This is a genomic window from Hydrogenobaculum sp. (assembly GCF_049967395.1).
In the GTDB taxonomy this organism is placed as follows: domain Bacteria; phylum Aquificota; class Aquificia; order Aquificales; family Aquificaceae; genus Hydrogenobaculum.
This window is the reverse complement of the sequence record NZ_JBMFST010000026.1, coordinates 1-20365: the sequence shown is the minus strand read 5'-3', so window position 1 is coordinate 20365 and position 20365 is coordinate 1. Positions and strand designations below refer to the sequence as shown.

Sequence of the window (20365 nt, the reverse complement as noted above, 5' to 3'; positions counted from 1 at the left end):
CCAGAAGAAGAATCAAAAGCACCGGCGTCCATAACCTCTAACACCGGATCTTCCATTATGTTGTTTAGCATAGATCTTAAGTGTTTTAACTTTTTCTCTACGTATTCTTCGTATTTTTCCTCAAGATTTCTTATTATATCCCCTTGGGTTATGATGCCTATAGGGTTTTCTTTTTCATCTACCACTACGAGTCTTCTTATGTTAAAACTTGCCATCATCTTTGAGGCTTCTATAAGAGGCGTGTCAATTTTGCAAGTTATTACAGGGGATTTCATATAATCTTTAACCAAAGCGTTATCTAAATCAACGCCGATAGATATTAGCTTAGTTAAATCTTTTTGAGTTATTATACCTACAAGTTTGCCACGCCCCACAAGTCTACCACGGTCTACAAGTTTGCCACGCCCCACAAGTCTACCACGGTCTACAAGTCTACCACGGTTTACAAGCTTATCGTCTTGTTCATTTTTATCATATTCATTATTGTTTATCGTTTTATCGTGTTCTAGTATTATTACTGCTCTTATTTTGTTTTCTACAAGAGTTTTAAGAGCCAAGCTTAGCGTATCCGTTGGGGATAAGCTTATTAAATTTCTTTGTCTTAGTATATCTTTAACATGTTTGTGTCTTTTCAACATCTCTTGGTCTATTGTTTTTATAAGGGTTCTTTGAGTAAGCACACCAATTGGTGTATCTGCGTCATCAACTACAACAAGCTTTGATATATCGTTTTCTATCATTAAATTAATGGCCTCGAAGAGGTTAAAAGAGCTTCTAACGGTTATTGCCGGTTTTGAAGCGTACTCTAATACGCTTTTATCAAGATTTTCGTCGTTGTATTTTAACTTTAAAACATCTGACTCAGAGAAAATGCCCACTGCTTTATTGTTTTCAACAACAACTACGTAGTCCTTACCAGAGTTAGCCATCAGCTGTATAGCGTATTTTGTAGGCGTATCGGCTTCAACCTTTAGAAAATTTACAACTTCCTCATTCTTTAAAGCCAAATAAACAGTATAACTCATATAATCATTTTAAAAATAAACAGTAAAATAGCTCCTAATAGACCAGCGGCAATATCATCCAACATAACACCAATGCCGTCTGGGGTTTCTAATTTTCTTATGCCAAAGGGTTTTGTTATATCTAAAAGCCTAAAAACAAGAAAACCTAAAACCATCCACCAAAAGGTATGTGGTACAAACATCATTGTTATGAAGTACCCTACAAGCTCATCTACTACAACTTCATCTGGGTCTTTGTTTCCTGTAATATCTATAACATATTGGGAGGCTACGACGCCGAGCGGAATAAACACTATAAAGAATAAGAGCTTTTCAAAGAAATTGTTGCCCAACAGATATATAAAAGGTATCGCACTTAAAGTACCAACAGTGCCCGGAGCCACTGGGGCTTTTCCAAGCCCAAAGCCAGTAGCTATAACTTTTAAAAACAAGTCTTTGTAATTCATAAAGGTATATCTATGGGCGGAAGCTCTTTATCTTTGCAAAGACCTTTTGGGTCTTGAAGAAGCCTTTCTATAAACCTTACTTCATCTTCTTTTGTATTTAAAGAAACGCCGTATATTTTTGCTAAATCTGATAATTCAGGTGTTTGACAACCTATGTTTGAAAGTTTGTGCGGTATTACATAAGCTATGTTGTCTATGGCAGGGTAGATGTCTTTTAGATAAGTTAAGACGGCGCTTTGGTATATAACCACCCTTTGATAATTTGGAAGTTCTTTGGTGAGTTTTTCTACGCTAAGTTGGTCAAATTGTTTTATATTGTCGTCGTTTTTAGCTTTTAAAAATAGAAAAAGTTTATCACCATCAAACCCAGCATGTAAAAACGCTATGTTGGTGGGGTAATCTTCAAACCCAAGCTCATAAGCAAAGCTTCTAAAAGCACCCATAGCCTCTTCTTTGGATTCAAAAATGCCTACGGCTTTCTCAAAGTCTTCATCGTTTGTCTCTATATAAACCACATTTATAGAGTCATCCCCCACTTTTACCGGTTTTATAGTAACCTTGTAAGAGATTTCTGGCCAAGCCTCAAAAAGGCTTTTTATGTCGTTCTCTACGTTTTCGTCGTATATTTTCTGTAAAATCATAACACTCTCCTTTAAAGTTCATCTGTGAAGATAACATCTGGTATCTCTGCTTTTATGATGCCTTTTTCTTTGCCAAGTTTATATAAAAGCCTTACTGCTTCTTTTCCATCAGGTCCATAATCTATGGTTCTTTCGTTCACATACATGCTTACAAACTTTGAAGCCCTTGCCTCGTCGTTTTCTAAGTCTCTTGCATAATTTATGGCGTAATTTAGAGCATCTTTTCTTATCTCCAAAGCTTTTTTAACGCTTTCTCTCATTATGTTTTCAAGCTTTTTTATAACGTCTAAACCAAGATCTTTCCTTACTATGTTGCATCCCAATGGAAGTGGAAGGTTGTATTTTTGCTTCCAATCTTCCCCCAGGTCTACAAACTTGTATAGTCCTTTGTCTTTGTATGTAAGCTGCCCCTCGTGTATAACAAGACCAGCATCTACACTGCCCTTTTCCACCTCGTCCAATATCTTGTCAAAAGGCATAACAACTGGTTCAAAATCTTCTTCGAAAAGCCTCAAAACAAGGTAAGCCGTTGTCAGTTCACCTGGTATGCCTATTCTTTTTCCTTTTATGGTGTTTATTGGTTCTTTCGTAACAACGATAGGGCCATATCCTTCTCCGACGCTTCCACCGCTTGGTAAAACGTAGTATTTATCCGCTACATAAGGGTATGCGTGAAAAGATATTGCAGACAGTTCGTATGTGCCCTTTTTAGCGTCCTCGTTGAGGCTTTCTATATCTTTTAAGATGTGTTCTATTTTAAATCCATAGGTGTCTATAAGACCTTTTACCATTGGATAAAACATAAAAGCATCATCTGAATCTGGGCTATGAGCCACTCTAATTATTTGCTCCATAACATCTCCTTAAAAATTTACTAATATAAACATTATAAACCAAACAAAAATGAGCTAAAGCAAGTTTTTTAAAAGCCAAGAAACTTCAATCTTCTAAATTATTTGCCACGAAATCTGCTATATGCATAATCTTTTGGTTATTTTTAAACTTTAGGTTGCCATCGTTCAGCTGTAAAACACAGCCAGGGCATGCACTTAGTATATATTCTGCATTCGTGGATTTAAAGTCTTCCATCTTCTCTTTTTGAATGGCGGTAGAAAGTTCTGGATTTTTCATAGAAAATAGCCCAGCAAAACCACAGCAACTTTGGGCTTTAGAGGCTTTTTTATACTCTACGTTTTCTATCTTTTTTATGGTATTTTCAAAATCAGAAACAGGTGTTTTCATGGCACTATAAGAATGGCACGGGACGTGAAAGGTGACGGATTCTTTTGATTTAGATTTTAACACCAAGTCGTTTGAAGAAGCTATAATGCTTGCAAAATCTAAAACATTTTTATATCCGTAGTCTTCCAACAGCGCACCACCGCAAGTAGGGCAAACTACCACTATGGCGTCGAAAGAATATTTTGATATCTCCTCTTGGTTTTTGGCTTTTAGATGAGAAAAAGCTTCTATATTGCCAGAGTAAAGATGTGGAGCACCGCAGCATTTTATATCCTTTGGTACAACAACATCGTACCCTGCTTTGTTCAAGACTTTTATGGCATTTTTACCGGTGGTAGTATAAAAAGCATCTACCATACAGCCGGTGAAGAAAAGAAGCGTGCCCTTTGAAGGGGTTTTGTCGGTTTTGAATGTTTGTCCTCTTATGCTAAAAGCATCTTTGCTTGGTTTTGGCATAAATTTTACAGCGCCGTTTATGCCAGATGGTATGTAAGTTTTCAGTTCTTTTTTGGGTATTAGAGACAACAAAGAGCCGGCCATTTTCACAACAGTTCTACCGACGTTTGTCTGCATAAGCTCAAGAGCGCTTAAAGCAGTATATTTAAACGGATCTTTACCAAGTGTGTTTGATTGAAGCTCTTTGGCTTTTGACATGATTTCTTTATACTCTACGTTGTTTGGGCAAATCCATTCACATCTTCTACACATTGCGCATTCGTCCCACTGTCTTGCCACATCTTTGGTAAGGGGTAATTCTCCAGACAGCACCATTTGAGCTAAAGCAAGCCTTCCCCTTGCAAAGCTTCTTTCTTCTTCATTTATCCTATATGTAGGACATACCGATTTACAAAGACCGCATCTAACACACTTTTGTAGCAAATCTATAGGTATTTCAAAATGTTTTTCTTCCATAATTAAAATATAGTTTTTATTTAATATATAGCTTTTAGTAAAATCATAAAACTTTTTTAAGTAAATAGTATTTGATCTAAAAACTCATCAAGCCCTTGTCTAAAAAGCATGTCTTCGAATAAATCTGGATAAAGCTTTTTCAACAAAAATAGCGGTGGATAGCCTACCCCTACTACAGGTCTTGGTTTTAAAACGTTTGTAGACGATTTTGCTATTTCAAAAATGATGTCATATCCTGTCTTGATGGCTTCTTCTATGTTGTAAAACCTCTGGATAGGGTCTCCGTATTCAAGAAGGTATATATTTCCTACTGAAGTGGAGAAAGTGTCCCAATCTAAAATGTTTGATATTAACTTTGAACCGTAAAAATCGGTAATTTCCACCGAGTCTAAATCAAGGAGTTTAAAGGATACCATGTAAAAATTTATTAGGTATTCGCCTACATACGTATCGAGATAAAAGTATAAATCCATCAGAAAATCTCGTAAGAAAGCATGCCTTCAAATACTTTTGTGGTGGGACCTTCTAAAAATACTTTGTCATCCTCTATGGTTATTTTCAGAAGCTCACCGGATTTAGTAATAATGTCTACTATGTTAGAAGCTGATAAACCAAGAAGATATGCGTTTATACCGCAAGCTGCACTGCCTGTCCCGCAGGCGAGAGTTTCACCTTCAACGCCCCTTTCGTAAGTTCTTATTCTGAAACTACCGTTTTTTGTTTTTGCTACAAAGTTTACGTTTGTTCCTTTTGGAGCAAAATAATCATGATACCTTATGGCTCTACCTACTTTTTCTACATCTAAGTTGTCTAGCTCATCTTCATTCATAAATACAACAAAATGAGGCACTCCCGTATTTACAAAATGACCTTTGAAAGTGCCGTACTCTGTTTTTATTTCTATATCCTTTTGATGTGAATGATATGGGGTGAGCTGTACTTTTACCCTTTTTGAATCCATTATATGAGCTTCTATCTCGCCTGCTATTGTTTCAAAAACCATATCTTTCGGAGCAATATCTTTTTCGTAAGCAAACCTAGCAGCACATCGAGAACCGTTGCCACACATCTCAGCTACAGAGCCATCGGCATTAAAAAAAGACCAGCTAAAGTGATTTTTAGGGTTTTTGGCTTTTTCTATAAGTATAAGGCCATCTGCGCCTACCGATGTATGCTGTTCGCAGAGTTTCTTAACAAATTCGTTTACACTTAAACCTAACTTTTCTATCTCTTTATAAACAAAATTATCCCTATTGTCTATGATAATAAAATCGTTGCCAGAACCTTGATATTTTGTTATAAGCATAATTATTTTAATCTTACCGTAACAAAGATATTTTGGCCGTTTCTATCTATTAAGAAAGTAGCTGTATCTTTGTGCTCAGATATTAAGCGTTCTAATATATTGTCCATCTCGGCTTTTGTGTAAACTCTATGAAGATTGATGCTTAGTATTATATCACCAGCCCTTATACCAGCCTCGTAAGCTGGAGAGCCGATAAGGACATCTTCTACCAAAAGACCGCCTTTTACTTCGTAGCGTCTTTGTTCTTGCGGGTTTAAAGGTCTTACCATAAGACCCAAGTCTTTTGCTTCTGATACAATACCTATGTTGCTGGTGTTGCTTGGCATTTTTGCAGTTTTTACTTTTATCGTTATAAGCTTATGATTTCTTATAACACCCAACGTGAGGACAGTACCAGGTGGAGATTCCATCGTTTTAAATTGGAGATCGTCTATGCTTTCAAGAGGTTTTCCGTCCACAGACACTATGATATCCCCTACTTTAAGACCATACTTTTGAGCAGGAGATCCAGGAAACACTTGAGCTACTATAGCACCATAGTTTACACCTAAAGAAGAGGCCATCTGAGGTGTTATCTGTTGTATGGATACCCCAAGCCATCCTCTTATAACTTTGCCATGTTCCATTATTTGATGGTAAACCCATTTGGCTAGATTTATTGGTATTGCAAAACCAAGCCCTTGACCCCCTTTTACCATGGCAGTGTTTATACCTATCACTTTACCTTCTATATTTATGAGAGGACCACCGCTGTTGCCCGGGTTTATAGCAGCGTCTGTTTGTATGTAATCTTCATATTGAGAAAGACCTAGCCTTCTGTTTAAAGCGGATACCACTCCCATCGTAACGGTTCTACTAAAACCGTATGGATTTCCTATAGCTATGACAAGTTGCCCTATTCTTACGTGAGAAGAATCCCCAAGCGTAGCCACTCTAGAACTAGGATTATCTATGCCTTCAGCGCTAACCTCTAGCACTGCTAAATCAGTCTTAGGATCTCTACCCAAAACCTTAGCTTTTCTTTCAATAGTTCTAGATAATTTTACCATTACATCTTTTGAATTTCCTACAACGTGATTGTTTGTTAAAATTATAAAAGCATTTTTAGATTGAATGTATTTAATTATAATACCAGAGCCTAAATCCTTCTCTTTCTCTGGGATTTCTGGAGTTGGAATGCCAGGCATCATAAACGGTGGAAAACCTGGAAATATTTGAGTGTTTAAAGGAGTTTTGACTATTTGAGTAGCGTAAATTGTTACTACTGAAGGTGAGACCTTGTCTACTATTTGCTCTACTTCTTTTTGAAACTGCTCTAAAATTGGACCAGAAACCGCACTAACATTTGACCCTAGTATAGCTAAAGCCAAACCTAAAACTAAAAATTTCCTTTTCATAAAAACCCTCACATTTTAAGAAAAACAAAAACCCTCCCATGTTGGGAAGGTGTTATAAAACTTGCATTAACCTTTCTTTTCAGTTTTCTTTTCTTCTTTCTTAGAGTTTTTCTCTTTGCCGTTGCTTGATGATGAAGAAGACGAAGATGAAGATGATGAAGATGAGCTAGAAGAATTCTTGTTGTAAAGAGCTAATACCATTTGAGCCAATTGTTTAGCCTCAGCATCGCTCAAGGATGTTTGAGCTGGCATTGGTACAGCGCCCCATATACCTTGGTTACCGTTCTTTATGGCCTTTGCCAATTCGTCTACAGCATTTGGTTTACCAGCATATTTTTTAGCAACGTCTATCCAAGCTGGTCCTACCACTTGCTTGTCTACAGCGTGGCATGCTAAACATCCTTTTGTACCAGCCATAGCTACCAACTTCTTAGCATCGTCTTGGTTTATAGAAGATGCGCTAGCACATACTTGTTGAGCGCCAGTACCAGAACATATTTTAGCTGATGAAGAAGATGAAGCTGTGGTTGTAGATGTAGTGCTAGATGTAGCACTAGAAGCTGTAGAGGAAGAAGATGGTGTGGAAGGAGTTGTAGCTGCTGATTGTTCTGAGCTTGCAGATGATGACTCGCTTGATTGTTGGTGGCTACATGCCACAAGGCCTAGGGCTAAAACTGCAGCACCTAAAAGTGTCTTCTTCATTTTAAAACCTCCTAAAAATAAAAATTATCTAATATAATAACCTATTATATATTAAAAAAGCTATGATATAAAACATTTTAATATAATGAAAATCGCTAAAAAATAAAAACTTTATAAATTTTTTTCTATAATGGATTTTGTATAAGAATATCCTATATCATAAAGCTCATCAAATTTTTTGTAATTTATAAAACTAATATGTTGCACTGGAAGATCCAAATATATGTCGCATAGTTTTTTGCTAAGATCCATATTCCTTCTTGCTATTAGAAATGTCGATCTTAAGAAGTTTCCGAAAGCGCCCAAGTTTTCTTTTATCAAAACATTTGGCATTATATCAGAACATACAACCTTTAGATTGGGATACTTAATTTTTATTGGATTAACTGGCAGATTTTCTGTTAGCCCGCCATCTACTAAAAGCATGTTCTTGTAAGCCACCGGCTCAAAAATAAACGGTAAAGCACAAGACCCAATAGCTATAGAAGCTGGATCACCTTCGTCTAAATAAAGAGTTTTACCAGAGAACAAATCTAATACGCTAGCGCTGTAATAAACAGGTAGATCTTTTATATCATCATACTGAATGTAGCTTCTTACAATTTTAAAAGCTTTTTTAAATCCAAGCATTCCGCCTTTTCCTAATGTAAAAATAGTAAACCAGTTTATAGATTTTAAGATAGATAGCATCTCATGAGGTTTATAACCTGCTGCAAAGAATAATCCCACCAAAGCACCAGCACTTGCCCCAGAAACAGCTTTTACATTAAAGCCTTTTTCTAAAAGAGCTTGTAAAACTCCAATGTGGGCTGCGCCTCTTGCTACACCTCCAGAAAGGCATACTCCTATATCATTTTTTGTAAAAGCACTATACATACTACCTCTAAGCTATTTTCTTTGTTGTAGCCTTCTTTGGTTTTGGCTTTTATGGATATGCTATCTTTTGGTATACTTAAAAGTCTCGATAGACTTTCTATTATTTTATCTCTAACGCTTGATATGTTTGGTTTATCTGCTATTATGTTGCAATCCAAATTAACTATTGAATAATCCATATCGTACATAGTCTCTAAAGCTTTATTTAGAAAGTCTACACTGTTTCTATTCTTGTTTTCTTTGCTTTTATCGGGAAAAAGGGTGCCTATATCGGTTTTTGCCAAAGCTCCTAAAATGGCATCTGTTATTGCATGTAAAAGAGCATCACCGTCTGAATGCCCTTTTAAACCATATCCTATGTCAAACTCTTCACCCCCTAAATATAGCTTTTTCCCTTCTTCGAAATAATGAGCATCTTGACCTATACCTATCCTATACATGAAAAAATTATACCACGATCTACAAGTATACCACGATTCACAAGTCTGCCACGATTGCTAGCTATTACCAGCTTTCAAAAGTAAATTTTACAGGATTTAAAGGCTTAAACGTTTTGGTTTTCTTGACATTTACATAAGGATGTGCGGCAATATATCTCTTGTCGTAGTTTGATAGGGTTACTACGGCGTATTTATACAATATTTTGTATAACTCTCTGGCTTTTGGTATTGGAAGCTCTACACAACCAGCAGATTGTGGATAACCGTACCTTCTTCTTGGAAAACCATGCAGCGCTTCTCCTCGGTAAAAATAATTTACCCAAGGCACATCGGGGTCGTCATAGGTTTTATTGGAACCCGGGAAAGTGCCTTTCATTTCGGTTTTTCTAAAACGAAGATAAACCATATATGTCCCTGTATTGGTTGTACCCATTACCCCTGTGTTAGCTGGGCTTTCAAATATATATTTTCCATTTTCCCACACATATACTCTTTGAGGTATATGCTGGTCTACGTAAACCCATACAAATGGTTTCTTAGCTTTAAAACCTCTCTCGTAAGCTTTTTGTAAAATAATGCTGGCTAAAGCTGTATTGTCGGGATTAAACTTTACGTTGTAATCTTTTATAAACCTTAAAATGGCGCTTTTATAAAGAATGCTATATTTGCTTGTAATGCTTAGTTTTACAAGTTTTGATGGTACATTTTCTGCACTCCATTCATAAGTAACTTTATATCCGTTCTTATATGGTGTATAACTTATAACCTTAAAAGGCAAATAACCCATGTTGTATAGATAGTTGATATCTTTTATTAGGTATTTATCTGTTATAAAAACAGAGTTTTCAAAATTTAACGGTTTTATTTTAGGTGGTGTTGACTTTTTGATGACTTTAGGGGGTGAATAGTTTATAGGAGATTTCGATGTATAAGATACATTTATAATTTTTACATTTACATTATATACTTTAGGTTTTATCTCCTCGTAGGCTTGTATGGGAATCGGTTTAAAAGTAGGCTCGGCATAAGAGATAGCTAAACAAGACAAAAGTATAACTATTAAGAACTTTTTACTATCCATTGTAATAAATATACTTATAAAAGCCTATAAAACAAACCCTAGAACAAGCTTTTTGCAAATAAAAAGTGTTTTTTAAAGTAAGGTTGATTTATAGGCTCTATAACCACTTTGCCATAGGCAGAGGATGCATCTATCATAAGACCATGGCCTATATATATCCCCACATGACCTGGATGATGTTTCCTGTAGGTTTTGAAAAATAATAGATCTCCAGGTTTTAAATTTATAGCCAATTTCCCAACATGAGCTTGTTCTGAGGCGGTTCTTGGTAGCTTTATTCCTAGCTTATCAAAAACTTTCATGGTAAAACCAGAGCAATCAATCCCATATCTGGATGTGCCGCCAAACCTATACGGAGTGCCTAAGTATTGTTTTGCTATTTCAATAAGCTTTTGTACCAATTTTTTGTCAAATTTGTCTGAGGCTATTTTATTAGGAATAGGTGGTTTGCCTACGCTATATCTTACAAGCTCTGAAATAGTTTGAGGCTTTTTTAGTTCTACTTTAGACTTTTCTATTATATTCAGTATAGGATCTTTATAGATGTCCTGCCCATATTTGTGATAATTTATTATTTGCCTTATGGGACTTACAAATTCGCTTCCGTAAGCGACGTTAAAAGCCAACACCAAACTTGCCAAAATCACCCCTACATATTTTACCTTCTTCATAGTTTTTTCATTTTATTATATTCATTATTAACATTTCCATGATATATATCATCTCTTGTTAAGAAAATATGCGATAAGCGTTCTGATATAATATTAAATATGATTTTTATATTTGGAGCTGGTAAGTGGGGCTATGCTCTATCTTACGCTTTTAGCAAAAAAAGAATACCGATAACCGTATACGATATAAAAGAAGAAGCGCTAAACAATATACCAAAGCACCCTAACATAAAAACCACAACAAATGTTGAAGATGTGCTACAACATGAGATTGTAATTATAGCAACCCCAACCCAAAGCATCAAGCATATAATAGAAAAGTGCAAAGATAAAGATACAATAATAGCTTCAAAAGGCATAGATATATCTACCCATAAGGATGTTATAGACCTAGCCTTAGAGTACAACATAGAAAAGTCAAACATTTTTGTTTTATCTGGACCATCTTTTGCTGAGGATGTGTTAAGAGACTTGCCTGTAGCCCTAACGCTTGGATATTTTAACAAGGAAAAAGCTTTGAAGCTTCAAAACCTGCTCTCATCACAGCTTTTTAGGATATATACCTCTAGCGATATAAAAGGGGTAGCCCTTGGAGGTGCTTTAAAAAATGTAATAGCTATAGCCTCTGGTATAGTGGAAGGAGCAGGTTTGGGTGAGAGTGCTCAAGCAGCTTTGGTAACAAGGGGGCTAAAGGAGATGATTAAAATAGGAAAATTGATGGGCGCTAGAGAAAAGACCTTTTATGGACTTTCAGGGGTTGGGGATTTGTTTCTAACGGCTGGTTCTAATAAATCTAGAAACAAACGTTTTGGGCTTTTGGTAGGGAAAAAGAAATCTCCAAAGGAAGCGTTAGAAGAAATAAAAGAAGTAGTAGAAGGTTATTATACCGTAAAAGCCTTATATGACATAGCAATAGAAAGACATTTAGATCTTCCCATAACAAAGGCTGTTTATAAGGTGCTTTACGAAAATATGTCCATTGAGGAAAGTATGAATACGCTTTTATCAAGAGAGTTAAAAGAAGAAGATGACTAACAAGATAAAGCTTGAAAATATAGATATATCGCTTTTAACCTCTGTGAGTAAGGCTCTTTCTCAAAAGGATTTTGATAAGGCTTTGAGGGATATTTTAAAAATATTTTACTCTTTTTGGGGGGTGGAATACTCTTACATAGCTTTTTACGATAAAAGCGCAAAAACTATAAAAATAAGGGAGGCTTTTGGCTTTAATCAAAGCGTAAAAAAGATACTTTTTGAATCTGGAAAAGGCATAGTGGGCAACATATTTAAAAACAGCATACCTGTAGTAATAAAAGATCCAAGACACGATAAAGCTTTTCTGAACAAAACAAAAATCTTGGACAAAATAAAAGATGAAACCTTTGTGGGTGTACCCATAAAATCAGAAGACGAAACCATAGGCGTTTTTTGTCTTTTTAAAAGCCTGGATAGATACGAAGAACTCACAAGAGTAGTAGATATTATGCTTATAGTAAGCGCTATGATAGGTATGTCTTACAAACTTTTTGGGATTTTACAAGAGGAAAAAGCTTCTTGGGAGGAACAAAGGCAACTTTTGGCAAAAGAGTTTTCGGATACTTTTAGCATAGAGGGATTTGTTGGGAAATCAGAAGCTATAACTATGTTAAAAGATACTATCCAAAAAATAGCAAAAACAGACAGCACTGTGCTCTTGCTGGGAGAAAGCGGAGTAGGCAAAACGCTCATAGCAAAAGCAATACACGCTTTAAGTGAAAGAAAAGATAAACCCTTTATATCTGTAAACTGTGCGGCGATACCAGAAACGCTTCTTGAAGCTGAGCTGTTTGGATATGAAAAAGGGGCGTTTACAGGGGCAATTCACTCTAAAAAAGGCAAATTTGAACTAGCAAACGGAGGCACAATATTTTTAGATGAGATAGGTGAACTTCCCCTTCAATCCCAATCAAAGCTGTTAAAGGTGATACAAGAAAAAGAATTGGAAAAGCTTGGAGCTGAAAATAGCATTTTTGTAAATGTAAGAGTAATAGCATCTACCAACAAAGATCTGGCGTCTATGGTGGCAAGGGGAGAGTTTAGAGAGGATTTATACTACAGATTAAACGTAATACCTATAAGAGTACCAGCTCTAAGGGAAAGAAAGGAAGATATACCGCTTTTAGTGAAACATTTTTTAGATAAATTTAACAAGCATTATAAAAAACATATAAACATAGAAAAAGAAGCTATGGAAGCTCTTATAAACTACAATTGGCCAGGCAATATAAGGGAACTTGAAAACCTTGTAGAGCGTCTCGTGGTGATAAACAGCAAAGATATTTCAAAAGATGATGTATTGTTGGCTACAAAGATAAACTCTGAGAAATCAAAAACTGATATACCGAGTATTATAGAAAGCACTGAAAAAGAGGCTATAAAAAAAGCTTTAGAAAGATGTGGTTATGTAAAATCAAAAGCGGCAAAAATGCTTGGGCTTACCTTGAGACAGTTAGACTATAGGATTAAAAAATATAACATACCTGTGGAAAGGCTTTGATATGAAGCTTTTAAAAGATTATAGAGTGTTGTTTTTGATTTTAATAATACCTTATATTTTTGTATTAAACCTTCCTTATGTGGGAGAAGAGGCAAACTGGGTTATACCTTCTTTTGAGATGAGTTATTTCAAAGAGTACGTACTCCAAACAATATACAAAGTGCCTTATTATAGGCCACCTCTTTTTAACTATCCAACCATAATATTTTCAAAGCTTTTAGGATGGGAATACGCCAAGGCTATCCAAAGGCTTCAAACCATCACTATGACAATCCTCACAGCTTTAAGCATAAGATACGTGTTGAAACGAGTTTACAAAGATGAAAAACTTGGTTGGTTTGGAGCACTTATTTATTTAAGCATGGGTGATGTAATGATTCATGATGGATGGCTTGGTTATGAAGATGGGGTTTACATAGGCTTTTCTTCTATGTCAATGCTGTTTACCATGCTTGGGGTTTACGAGGAATCCTATTGGTTTTTATTTTTAGGATCTTTGTTGGCTACCGGTGGTTTTTTGACAAAAGCTCTTACTTCTTTTGTTTATTTTTATGCTACTCTTATAATATCTTTTTTTATATTAAAACCTAAAAAACTAAACATATATAAAACCGCAGTTGTTAGTTTGGCTGTCCCGTTGTTTTTCTTAATACTGTGGTATGGTTTTGCTCCAAAATCAAATGTTAGCGAACATGGAATGCTGTGGGATATAATAAACAAGTTTAGATTTAAAGGCATCGTACCTTATTTAAAACAATTTTTTGGTTATCCTATACAGTTTTGGTTAAATATGTCTTTAAACTCTTTGGTATTTTTGTATCTGGCTTTTAAAAGACAAATAGATTTTGATATATTAAAAAACGATAAATTTTTGCTAAACGCTTGGATGGTGGGTATTGTAAATTTTATACCTTATTGGCTTCCACCTTTTAGCGGTATAAGGTATGCTGCTCCTTTGTATAGCATCTTTGCAGTTTGTTTTAGCGTTATGCTATATCCAAAGTTTAAGGATTTGATGTTGAAGTTTATATACTTTGCTATAGTATTTAAGTTTATAGCCCTTGGCATAGCGTTTCCTATATACTATGGACATATAAGAGAGAATACCAACAAGATAGCAAAAGAGGTTTACAATCTTACCATAAAAAGAGGAATACCTTTATATTGCGATGATTTTGGGTGGGTTGGGTTTTCTGTTATAGCAAACATAGATGTAAAAATACACAAACCAATACTCTATCCACCAAAAAATTTAAATTACGGCTGTGTATTTACAGCAAACTTATCAAAATATAAAGATTTTAAAATAGTAAGAAATTATCAAAACTCAGACTACCTTGTATGTAAATTCTAAAGGTATCTGTCTACCACATACTTTGCTATTCTAACGCTTTCTGAAAAACCCCTATCTTCAGGATAGTAATAGGTGGTATCAAGAGCGTAAAAATCTTTTGCAACGTTTATGGGCGGGAGTTTGTAAAGATAAAGCGGTTCATATACTCCTTGAGCATTTTTATATATGTTTATACTAAAAGCCAAAAAATCTTCGTCTTTTAAATCTTTGTTTATCTTTTTAAGGTAAGTTTTGCAAAGGTCTTTGATAAAAGACTCATCTTTTTTAAAAAGCTCGCTATCTTTTGGAAGGTAAAAAGGTATATAGACTATATTGGATTTTATATCTTCTCTTAAAGCGCTGTAGTTTATAAGCCCCGGTATTTTTATCTCGTCATCGTTTATATTTATCCAAAAATATCTTGAAAACGGTTTTCTTAGTTTTATCACTACACACATTACATCAAGGTATGTAAAATCTTTATACTTAGAGGCTATGTTTTTATCTGTTATAACATGCTGAAGTATATTAATGGGTATTGTGCTTATTACCTTATCGTAGCTAAATATTTCACCTTCTACCTCTATTCCTTTTAAAGCGTTATTTTCTATAAGGATTTTATCAACACCTTTGTTTAGGTAAACGTTTGCTCCTTTCTCATGGAGCGATTTCTCTAAACTATCTATTATAGTTTTTACACCTCCTTCAACATATCCAAGAGATTCTTTGAATATGCTGTCCCTCGAAAGTCCCACTCTTTTTATTCTGTTCCATATCCAAGCCGCCGATACTTTGGTTTGATATTGGTAAAACTTTAAAGACAAAAGCTTGTCCCACAACACGTTGTATGCTTTTTCTCCTATTATTGATTTTAACCAATCTATAGCGTATTTTCTGTCTAGGCTACTCCAATTTTTTAGTTTTGTGCTATAAAAAGCTAAAAAACCGTATCTTAACTTAGAAATTATATCAAGTCCATCAAACTTTAAAAGACTTATAGGGTCTCCAAAAGGTTGAAGCTTTTGTTTATAATAAAATCCCATAGAGGTATTTTTCCATTTCAAAAGATGATATATGCCCAAATCTTTTAAAAGTTCAAAAAGCGCCATGTCTGTTTTGCAGAAAAAATGATAATATTTTTCTATAATATCACCATCAAAATCAAAAGAGGCGCTCATTCCTCCCAATACGTTATCTTTTTCGTATATATCCACACTGTAGCCTTTTTTAATTGCATAATAGCCTATTGCAAGACCCATAGGTCCGCCACCTATTATAGCTATTTTCATCAAAACTCCAACACCACTTTAGAATATGTTGGATGAGTAAAAGTCTCTTCTATAGCTTTTTCAAAAGGAGTTGGTTTTACGTTGAAAATACTTGGCCAATCTATTACTTCAAATATATCTCCCGCCACTAGAGCTTTTAATTGATCTACAGTAAAAGGTGGATCAGGATCAAAAATTCCCCATATATATAAAAGTGTATAAAAAAGCCAGTATGGAATATTTAGTATAACGGTTTTTGATTTTGTATATTTTTTAATAGCTTTTATTATATCTATGTAATAAACCTTTTCAATGCCAGTGATATCGTAGATACCTTCTTTTCTTGTTTGGATACAATCTATTATGATGTTGCAAAAATCTTTTACATAAAGAGGTTGTCTTATGTATTTACCGTCTCCTGGTATTGGAAATATAGGTATTTTTTTCATAAACCTCGATAGCCAACCAAGATGTTTTCTATCAAACCAACCAAACATAAGAGTAGGTCTTAAGACAACATTTTTTATGCCAGATTCTAAAATCATCTTTTCCTGTGCTTTTTTTGTTTCTGTATAGAAATCTTTTGCCACAGAGTTTACTACTGATGAGCTTATATGCACTATATATTCTACGTTATATTTTTTGCAGGCTTTTAAAACGTTTTCTGTAGATTTTATGGTGTTTCTATAAAATGGCTCGTAAGTTTTTGCTCCTATCTGGGCTTGAAGCATTACTAAAGCATTAGCGCCTTCTATATACCTTTCCCAATCGCCTTCTTCCGATAAATCTCCGTAAATAGCGATTACATCTTTGTGAAGAGATTTTAATATGTCTAAATTTTTTTTATGTTTATCTATTACTACTATATTTGAATATCCAGCTTCTTTGAGAAAAGCTACAAGATTTTGTCCCACAAGCCCAGCACCGCCGGGAAGCACTATCTTTTTATCTTTTTCCATATGAAAATTATATCAACTTTCGTTTTTTATCATTACATTTATAGTTTGGTATGGAATTTCAATATTTTCTTGGTCAAATCGTTTCTTTATGGCTTTTATAAGCTCGTGTATTATAAAGTATTGATTTACAAACTCTTTTACTTTTACCACTAGACTTAAGTTAATACCAGAAGCACCGAAAGAGCCATATCTTACTATCGGTTCATAGGTTTTATCCGCGCCGTCTACCTTGCTTACAATATCTTTTGCTATTTCTATGAGAAGCTTTTCTACTCTATCTAGGTCTTCTTTATACCCTACAGAAAAAGAAAACACCACCGCCATGTTTTCATAAGGAAGGTGATAATTAGTAATAACAGAAGATGTGAGTTTTGAGTTTGGTACCACTATAACGTTTCCAGAAAGAGTTCTTATATGAGTGGTACGCCAATATATATCTTCTACGTATCCTTCATATACATCAAACTTTATATAATCTCCAACTCTTATATTTTTACTAACGAGTATATAAAAGCCCGACAAAAAATTTGACAAAGTATCCTGAAGAGCAAGGCCTATAACAACGGTACCAACTCCTAACGTAGTAATAAGAGGGCTTATGGAAAGTCCTATACTTTGGAACGCTATAAAAAGTCCAACAGTAGATATAAATATTACTATAGAAGCTTTTAAAATTGAAGATGGGACTTCTTGCGTTCGTGATTTTACATACAAAGAGATTAATTCTCCAATTATGTTGGATAGTATGTAAAAACCAAGAAATACGAGTCCAAAAAGTATAATCCTATCAACAACAATATGTGCTTTTCTTGTAAGATAAAGGTAATCAGAAGATATGTAAGCTCCCAAAAACATACCCCATAACCCTATTAGAAATGGGTTCGCAGATATTTTCTTTGTGGTTTTAAAGCTTTTAAAAACGGTATTTAAAGATATTCCTATTAAAAACCCTATACCAAAGAATAAAATACTATAAAAACCAAACACCACCAAGCCATACTCTTCTCTACTTTTAAAAATGTGACCTAGGAACTCTAACCTTAGATGTTTGGTGATCGTTATTTTGTCCATACTAAAAATAAACTATGGTGGTACCAACTCCACCTTCTTTTGGATAGGCATCTCTGTAGAATACAACGTAAGAAGATGATGAAAGATAGTCAGTTACAGCTTTTTTAAGCACTCCAACACCGTGTATTATTTTTGCCATTTTTACTCCGCTTGCAAAAGCACTATCTAAAAACTTATCAAGCTTGCTTATAGCTTCTTCTATTGAAAGACCGGTTAAATTTATTTCAGGCATGCCGGCTTTTTTATTTTCAAACCGTTGCAAGCTTATGTTGGTGGTATGGGTTTTTGGTATTTTGGTGGTTTTTGAAAGGTCTTTTAGCTTTATCCAAGCCTTTATATCACCAAACATGACTTGAGCTTTATCTTGCCTTATTTCCAACACCCTACCTTTTCCACCCATAAACTCTACCCAGTCTCCTACCTCTATAGCCTCTTGCTCTTCTTTTTCAAACTTTCTCAACTCTTCTTGTTTTTGTTTTATAAAATCTTTTAAACTAGCTTTTTCTTTAAGACCAACTAAAAATTCCTGAGCTTCTTTCTTAAGTTGTTCTAAATAACTTTGAGCATCTTTTACGGCATTTTTCCATGCATCTTCTTTGGCTTTTTCCATTTCTTCTACTAGAGATTCATATTTTCTTTTCAAAAGTTCAAGCTCCTCTCTGTGTTTTTCTAATATTTCCATTTTGTCTTGGTATTCTCTGACAAGTCTATTTAGATTTTCCATGACACCTTGGTATTCCAAAGTGTTCTCTCCAAGAAGTTTTTGGGCTTCTAAAATAACCTCTTTTGGTATGCCAAACCTTTTGGCTACTTCTATGCCCATGCTTTCTCCTATAGTACCGTAAAGCACTTTGTAAAGAGGTTTCAAGGTGTCCCTATCAAACATCAGCGTAGCTGGTTCATAATAATCGGAATTTACCGCCCAAAGCTTTATGGGTGTATGGTGAGTAGAAATCACTACAAAAGCGTTTATCTTCTTTATATAATCGAGAATAGCTATACCAAGTGCAGAACCCTCAAGTGGGTCTGTGCCAGCTCCTAACTCGTCTATCAGTATCAACGTTTTATCTGTTGAGTTTTGTAAAATCTCCGAGATATTCTTTATATGAGAAGAGAAAGTTGATAGAGATTGAGATATATCTTGCTCGTCACCTATATCTACAAAGATGTTGTCAAAAATAGGTAATTTGCTATTAGGTGATGCAGGTATAGGTATAGCGTGTAAAAACATAACGTAGCTAAGACCAAGCGTTTTTAGAAAGACGGTTTTTCCGCCGGTGTTTGGGCCAGTAAGCACAAGCCCTTTCTTTTCTTTTAAAATTATGTCCACTGGGATAGGGTTTTGAGATAAGATGGTCATAATGGGATTTCTTGCTTCTAAAAGCTCTATACAATCACCAATAGAAGGTATTGAGCATTCGTATTCTATACCAAAAGATGCCTTTGCCATCAAAACGTCAATTTTTACAAGCGTGTTGAAAGATTCTAAAAGCCTGTTCGCTCTTTCCCTTATAAAGGAGGTAAGTTTTTTTAATACAAGATGTATTTGTTTTTCTTCCTCCGTTCTTAAAACTGCAAGCTTGTTGTTTAAATCTACCACAATCTGAGGTTCTAAATATGTGGTAAAACCAGAAGAAGAAACGCCGTGCACTATTCCCACTATTCTTTTTACACTCTGAGTTTTCACCGGCACTACGTATCTATTTTGTCTTACCGTTATAAGCTTTTCGGAAAATAAAACATCGCTATCGGGTCTTTGGAAAAGAGCTTCTAATTTTTCCGTGATAGTTTTTTCTACTTGCTTTATCTCTTTTCTTACCTCAAAAAGATCTCTAGAAGCTTCTGATTTGACAACACCAGAATTGTCTATGGTTCTTTCTATCTCAGCCTCTAGCGTTTGAAACGTGCCTAAATCTTTCAGTATTTTGTTGAATACATCGCACCTATCCAAAGCATCCACTAAAAATTTTCTTACATCTCTTACAATCTTTAAAACTCTGTATATGCTAAGTATTTCATCCACTCCCAACACGCTTTCTTCTATCATTGCTTTTTTGAGGCTTTTAGAGATATCGTCAAAGCTATACAAAATATTTTCTTTTTGTCTTAAAAGCTTCATAAAACATTCAACTAACTTTTGTTCTTGTGAAAGTTCGCCTTTTGGAATAGGTTTTATATTCTCTATATAATCTGCACTTGCGATAGAATGTGTCCTTAATTTTATGTTTTCTTTTATTTTATTAAACTCTAACTTTCTTATTTCGTATTCTCTCATATTTAATATGATAACATTAATTCTCTTTTGTACTGTACGAGTTCAGTACATCGTGAACACTTACCACAAAAAAATTATAACACATATTTACAACCTTACTCCAGAATTGTATTCTTTATTTCCATAGGCTACTTCAGCAGGAGTCATATATCCTAAAGCATAATGTGGTCTTACAAAGTTGTAT

At 34.8% G+C, this 20365-nt stretch carries 20 protein-coding genes; 3 read left to right on the top strand and 17 right to left on the bottom strand.

All coding sequences use genetic code 11. The features are described 5' to 3' along the window. The 13 genes from ACP5S8_RS05030 to ACP5S8_RS04970 form a co-directional block, all read right to left on the bottom strand. Positions 1 to 1025: CBS domain-containing protein (locus ACP5S8_RS05030; RefSeq protein WP_461875978.1), on the bottom strand; the 1025-nt coding region annotated here is incomplete at its 3' end. After that, entirely contained in the window at positions 1022 to 1471 is a 450-nt protein-coding gene (locus tag ACP5S8_RS05025) for a phosphatidylglycerophosphatase A family protein (protein WP_461870512.1), read from the bottom strand. The genes ACP5S8_RS05030 and ACP5S8_RS05025, both read right to left, overlap by 4 nt. Beyond that, the gene (locus ACP5S8_RS05020; protein ID WP_461870513.1) at positions 1468 to 2112 is read right to left on the bottom strand and encodes a hypothetical protein; all 645 of its coding nucleotides are present in this window, start codon (positions 2110 to 2112) and stop codon (positions 1468 to 1470) included. Before ACP5S8_RS05020 ends, ACP5S8_RS05025 begins: the two co-directional genes overlap by 4 nt. Before the next feature lie 11 nt (positions 2113 to 2123). Next, the gene (locus ACP5S8_RS05015) at positions 2124 to 2966 is read right to left on the bottom strand and encodes an MqnA/MqnD/SBP family protein (RefSeq protein ID WP_461875977.1); all 843 of its coding nucleotides are present in this window, start codon (positions 2964 to 2966) and stop codon (positions 2124 to 2126) included. A gap of 85 nt (positions 2967 to 3051) precedes the next feature. Next, complete coding sequence (locus tag ACP5S8_RS05010) at positions 3052 to 4266, bottom strand: (Fe-S)-binding protein (RefSeq protein ID WP_461875976.1); 1215 nt, start codon at positions 4264 to 4266, stop codon at positions 3052 to 3054. Between the two features lie 56 nt (positions 4267 to 4322). Then, a complete protein-coding gene (locus tag ACP5S8_RS05005) occupies positions 4323 to 4739 on the bottom strand; it encodes a hypothetical protein (RefSeq protein ID WP_461870516.1) in 417 nt (138 codons plus the stop codon). Further along, positions 4739 to 5572 (bottom strand): diaminopimelate epimerase, encoded by an 834-nt coding sequence (dapF, locus tag ACP5S8_RS05000; protein WP_461875975.1) that lies wholly within the window; start codon positions 5570 to 5572, stop codon positions 4739 to 4741. Before dapF ends, ACP5S8_RS05005 begins: the two co-directional genes overlap by 1 nt. Before the next feature lie 2 nt (positions 5573 to 5574). Continuing rightward, a complete protein-coding gene (locus ACP5S8_RS04995) occupies positions 5575 to 6969 on the bottom strand; it encodes a Do family serine endopeptidase (RefSeq protein ID WP_461875974.1) in 1395 nt (464 codons plus the stop codon). A gap of 66 nt (positions 6970 to 7035) precedes the next feature. Next, on the bottom strand, positions 7036 to 7671 hold the full coding sequence (locus ACP5S8_RS04990; protein ID WP_461875973.1) for a c-type cytochrome: 636 nt from the start codon (positions 7669 to 7671) through the stop codon (positions 7036 to 7038). A 111-nt stretch (positions 7672 to 7782) separates the two neighbouring features. Then, complete coding sequence (locus tag ACP5S8_RS04985; RefSeq protein WP_461875972.1) at positions 7783 to 8547, bottom strand: patatin-like phospholipase family protein; 765 nt, start codon at positions 8545 to 8547, stop codon at positions 7783 to 7785. After that, positions 8517 to 8987 carry a 2-C-methyl-D-erythritol 2,4-cyclodiphosphate synthase gene (gene ispF, locus ACP5S8_RS04980; RefSeq protein WP_461875971.1) on the bottom strand — a complete coding sequence of 157 codons (471 nt, stop codon included), beginning with the start codon at positions 8985 to 8987 and terminating at the stop codon, positions 8517 to 8519. Before ispF ends, ACP5S8_RS04985 begins: the two co-directional genes overlap by 31 nt. Positions 8988 to 9051: 64 nt before the next feature. Next, positions 9052 to 10068: a L,D-transpeptidase gene (locus ACP5S8_RS04975; protein ID WP_461875970.1), complete on the bottom strand. Its 1017-nt coding sequence runs from the start codon at positions 10066 to 10068 to the stop codon at positions 9052 to 9054. 38 nt (positions 10069 to 10106) lie between these two features. Further along, on the bottom strand, positions 10107 to 10739 hold the full coding sequence (locus ACP5S8_RS04970) for a C40 family peptidase (RefSeq protein ID WP_461875969.1): 633 nt from the start codon (positions 10737 to 10739) through the stop codon (positions 10107 to 10109). Between the two features lie 99 nt (positions 10740 to 10838). Here ACP5S8_RS04970 and ACP5S8_RS04965 point away from each other — a divergent pair, with 99 nt between their 5' ends. From ACP5S8_RS04965 to ACP5S8_RS04955, 3 genes are read left to right on the top strand one after another with little or no spacing between them, the layout of a single operon-like run. Next, the gene (locus ACP5S8_RS04965) at positions 10839 to 11774 is read left to right on the top strand and encodes an NAD(P)H-dependent glycerol-3-phosphate dehydrogenase (RefSeq protein WP_461875968.1); all 936 of its coding nucleotides are present in this window, start codon (positions 10839 to 10841) and stop codon (positions 11772 to 11774) included. After that, positions 11767 to 13275 carry a sigma-54 interaction domain-containing protein gene (locus ACP5S8_RS04960; protein ID WP_461875967.1) on the top strand — a complete coding sequence of 503 codons (1509 nt, stop codon included), beginning with the start codon at positions 11767 to 11769 and terminating at the stop codon, positions 13273 to 13275. The genes ACP5S8_RS04965 and ACP5S8_RS04960 overlap by 8 nt, the downstream gene beginning before the upstream one ends. Position 13276: 1 nt before the next feature. Further along, on the top strand, positions 13277 to 14629 hold the full coding sequence (locus tag ACP5S8_RS04955; protein WP_461875966.1) for an ArnT family glycosyltransferase: 1353 nt from the start codon (positions 13277 to 13279) through the stop codon (positions 14627 to 14629). Here ACP5S8_RS04955 and ACP5S8_RS04950 read toward each other — a convergent pair. Genes ACP5S8_RS04950 through ACP5S8_RS04935 form a run of 4 tightly spaced genes read right to left on the bottom strand, consistent with a single transcriptional unit; the run spans position 14626 to position 20181 of the window. Beyond that, positions 14626 to 15897: an NAD(P)/FAD-dependent oxidoreductase gene (locus ACP5S8_RS04950; protein WP_461875965.1), complete on the bottom strand. Its 1272-nt coding sequence runs from the start codon at positions 15895 to 15897 to the stop codon at positions 14626 to 14628. The genes ACP5S8_RS04955 and ACP5S8_RS04950 overlap by 4 nt on opposite strands. After that, positions 15897 to 16835, bottom strand: coding sequence for an NAD-dependent epimerase/dehydratase family protein (locus ACP5S8_RS04945; RefSeq protein ID WP_461875964.1), 939 nt, complete (start codon positions 16833 to 16835; stop codon positions 15897 to 15899). The genes ACP5S8_RS04950 and ACP5S8_RS04945 overlap by 1 nt, the downstream gene beginning before the upstream one ends. A 12-nt stretch (positions 16836 to 16847) precedes the next feature. After that, positions 16848 to 17906, bottom strand: coding sequence for a mechanosensitive ion channel family protein (locus ACP5S8_RS04940; protein ID WP_461875963.1), 1059 nt, complete (start codon positions 17904 to 17906; stop codon positions 16848 to 16850). A gap of 1 nt (position 17907) precedes the next feature. Next, complete coding sequence (locus ACP5S8_RS04935) at positions 17908 to 20181, bottom strand: endonuclease MutS2 (protein ID WP_461875962.1); 2274 nt, start codon at positions 20179 to 20181, stop codon at positions 17908 to 17910. Positions 20182 to 20365: the final 184 nt, after the last annotated feature.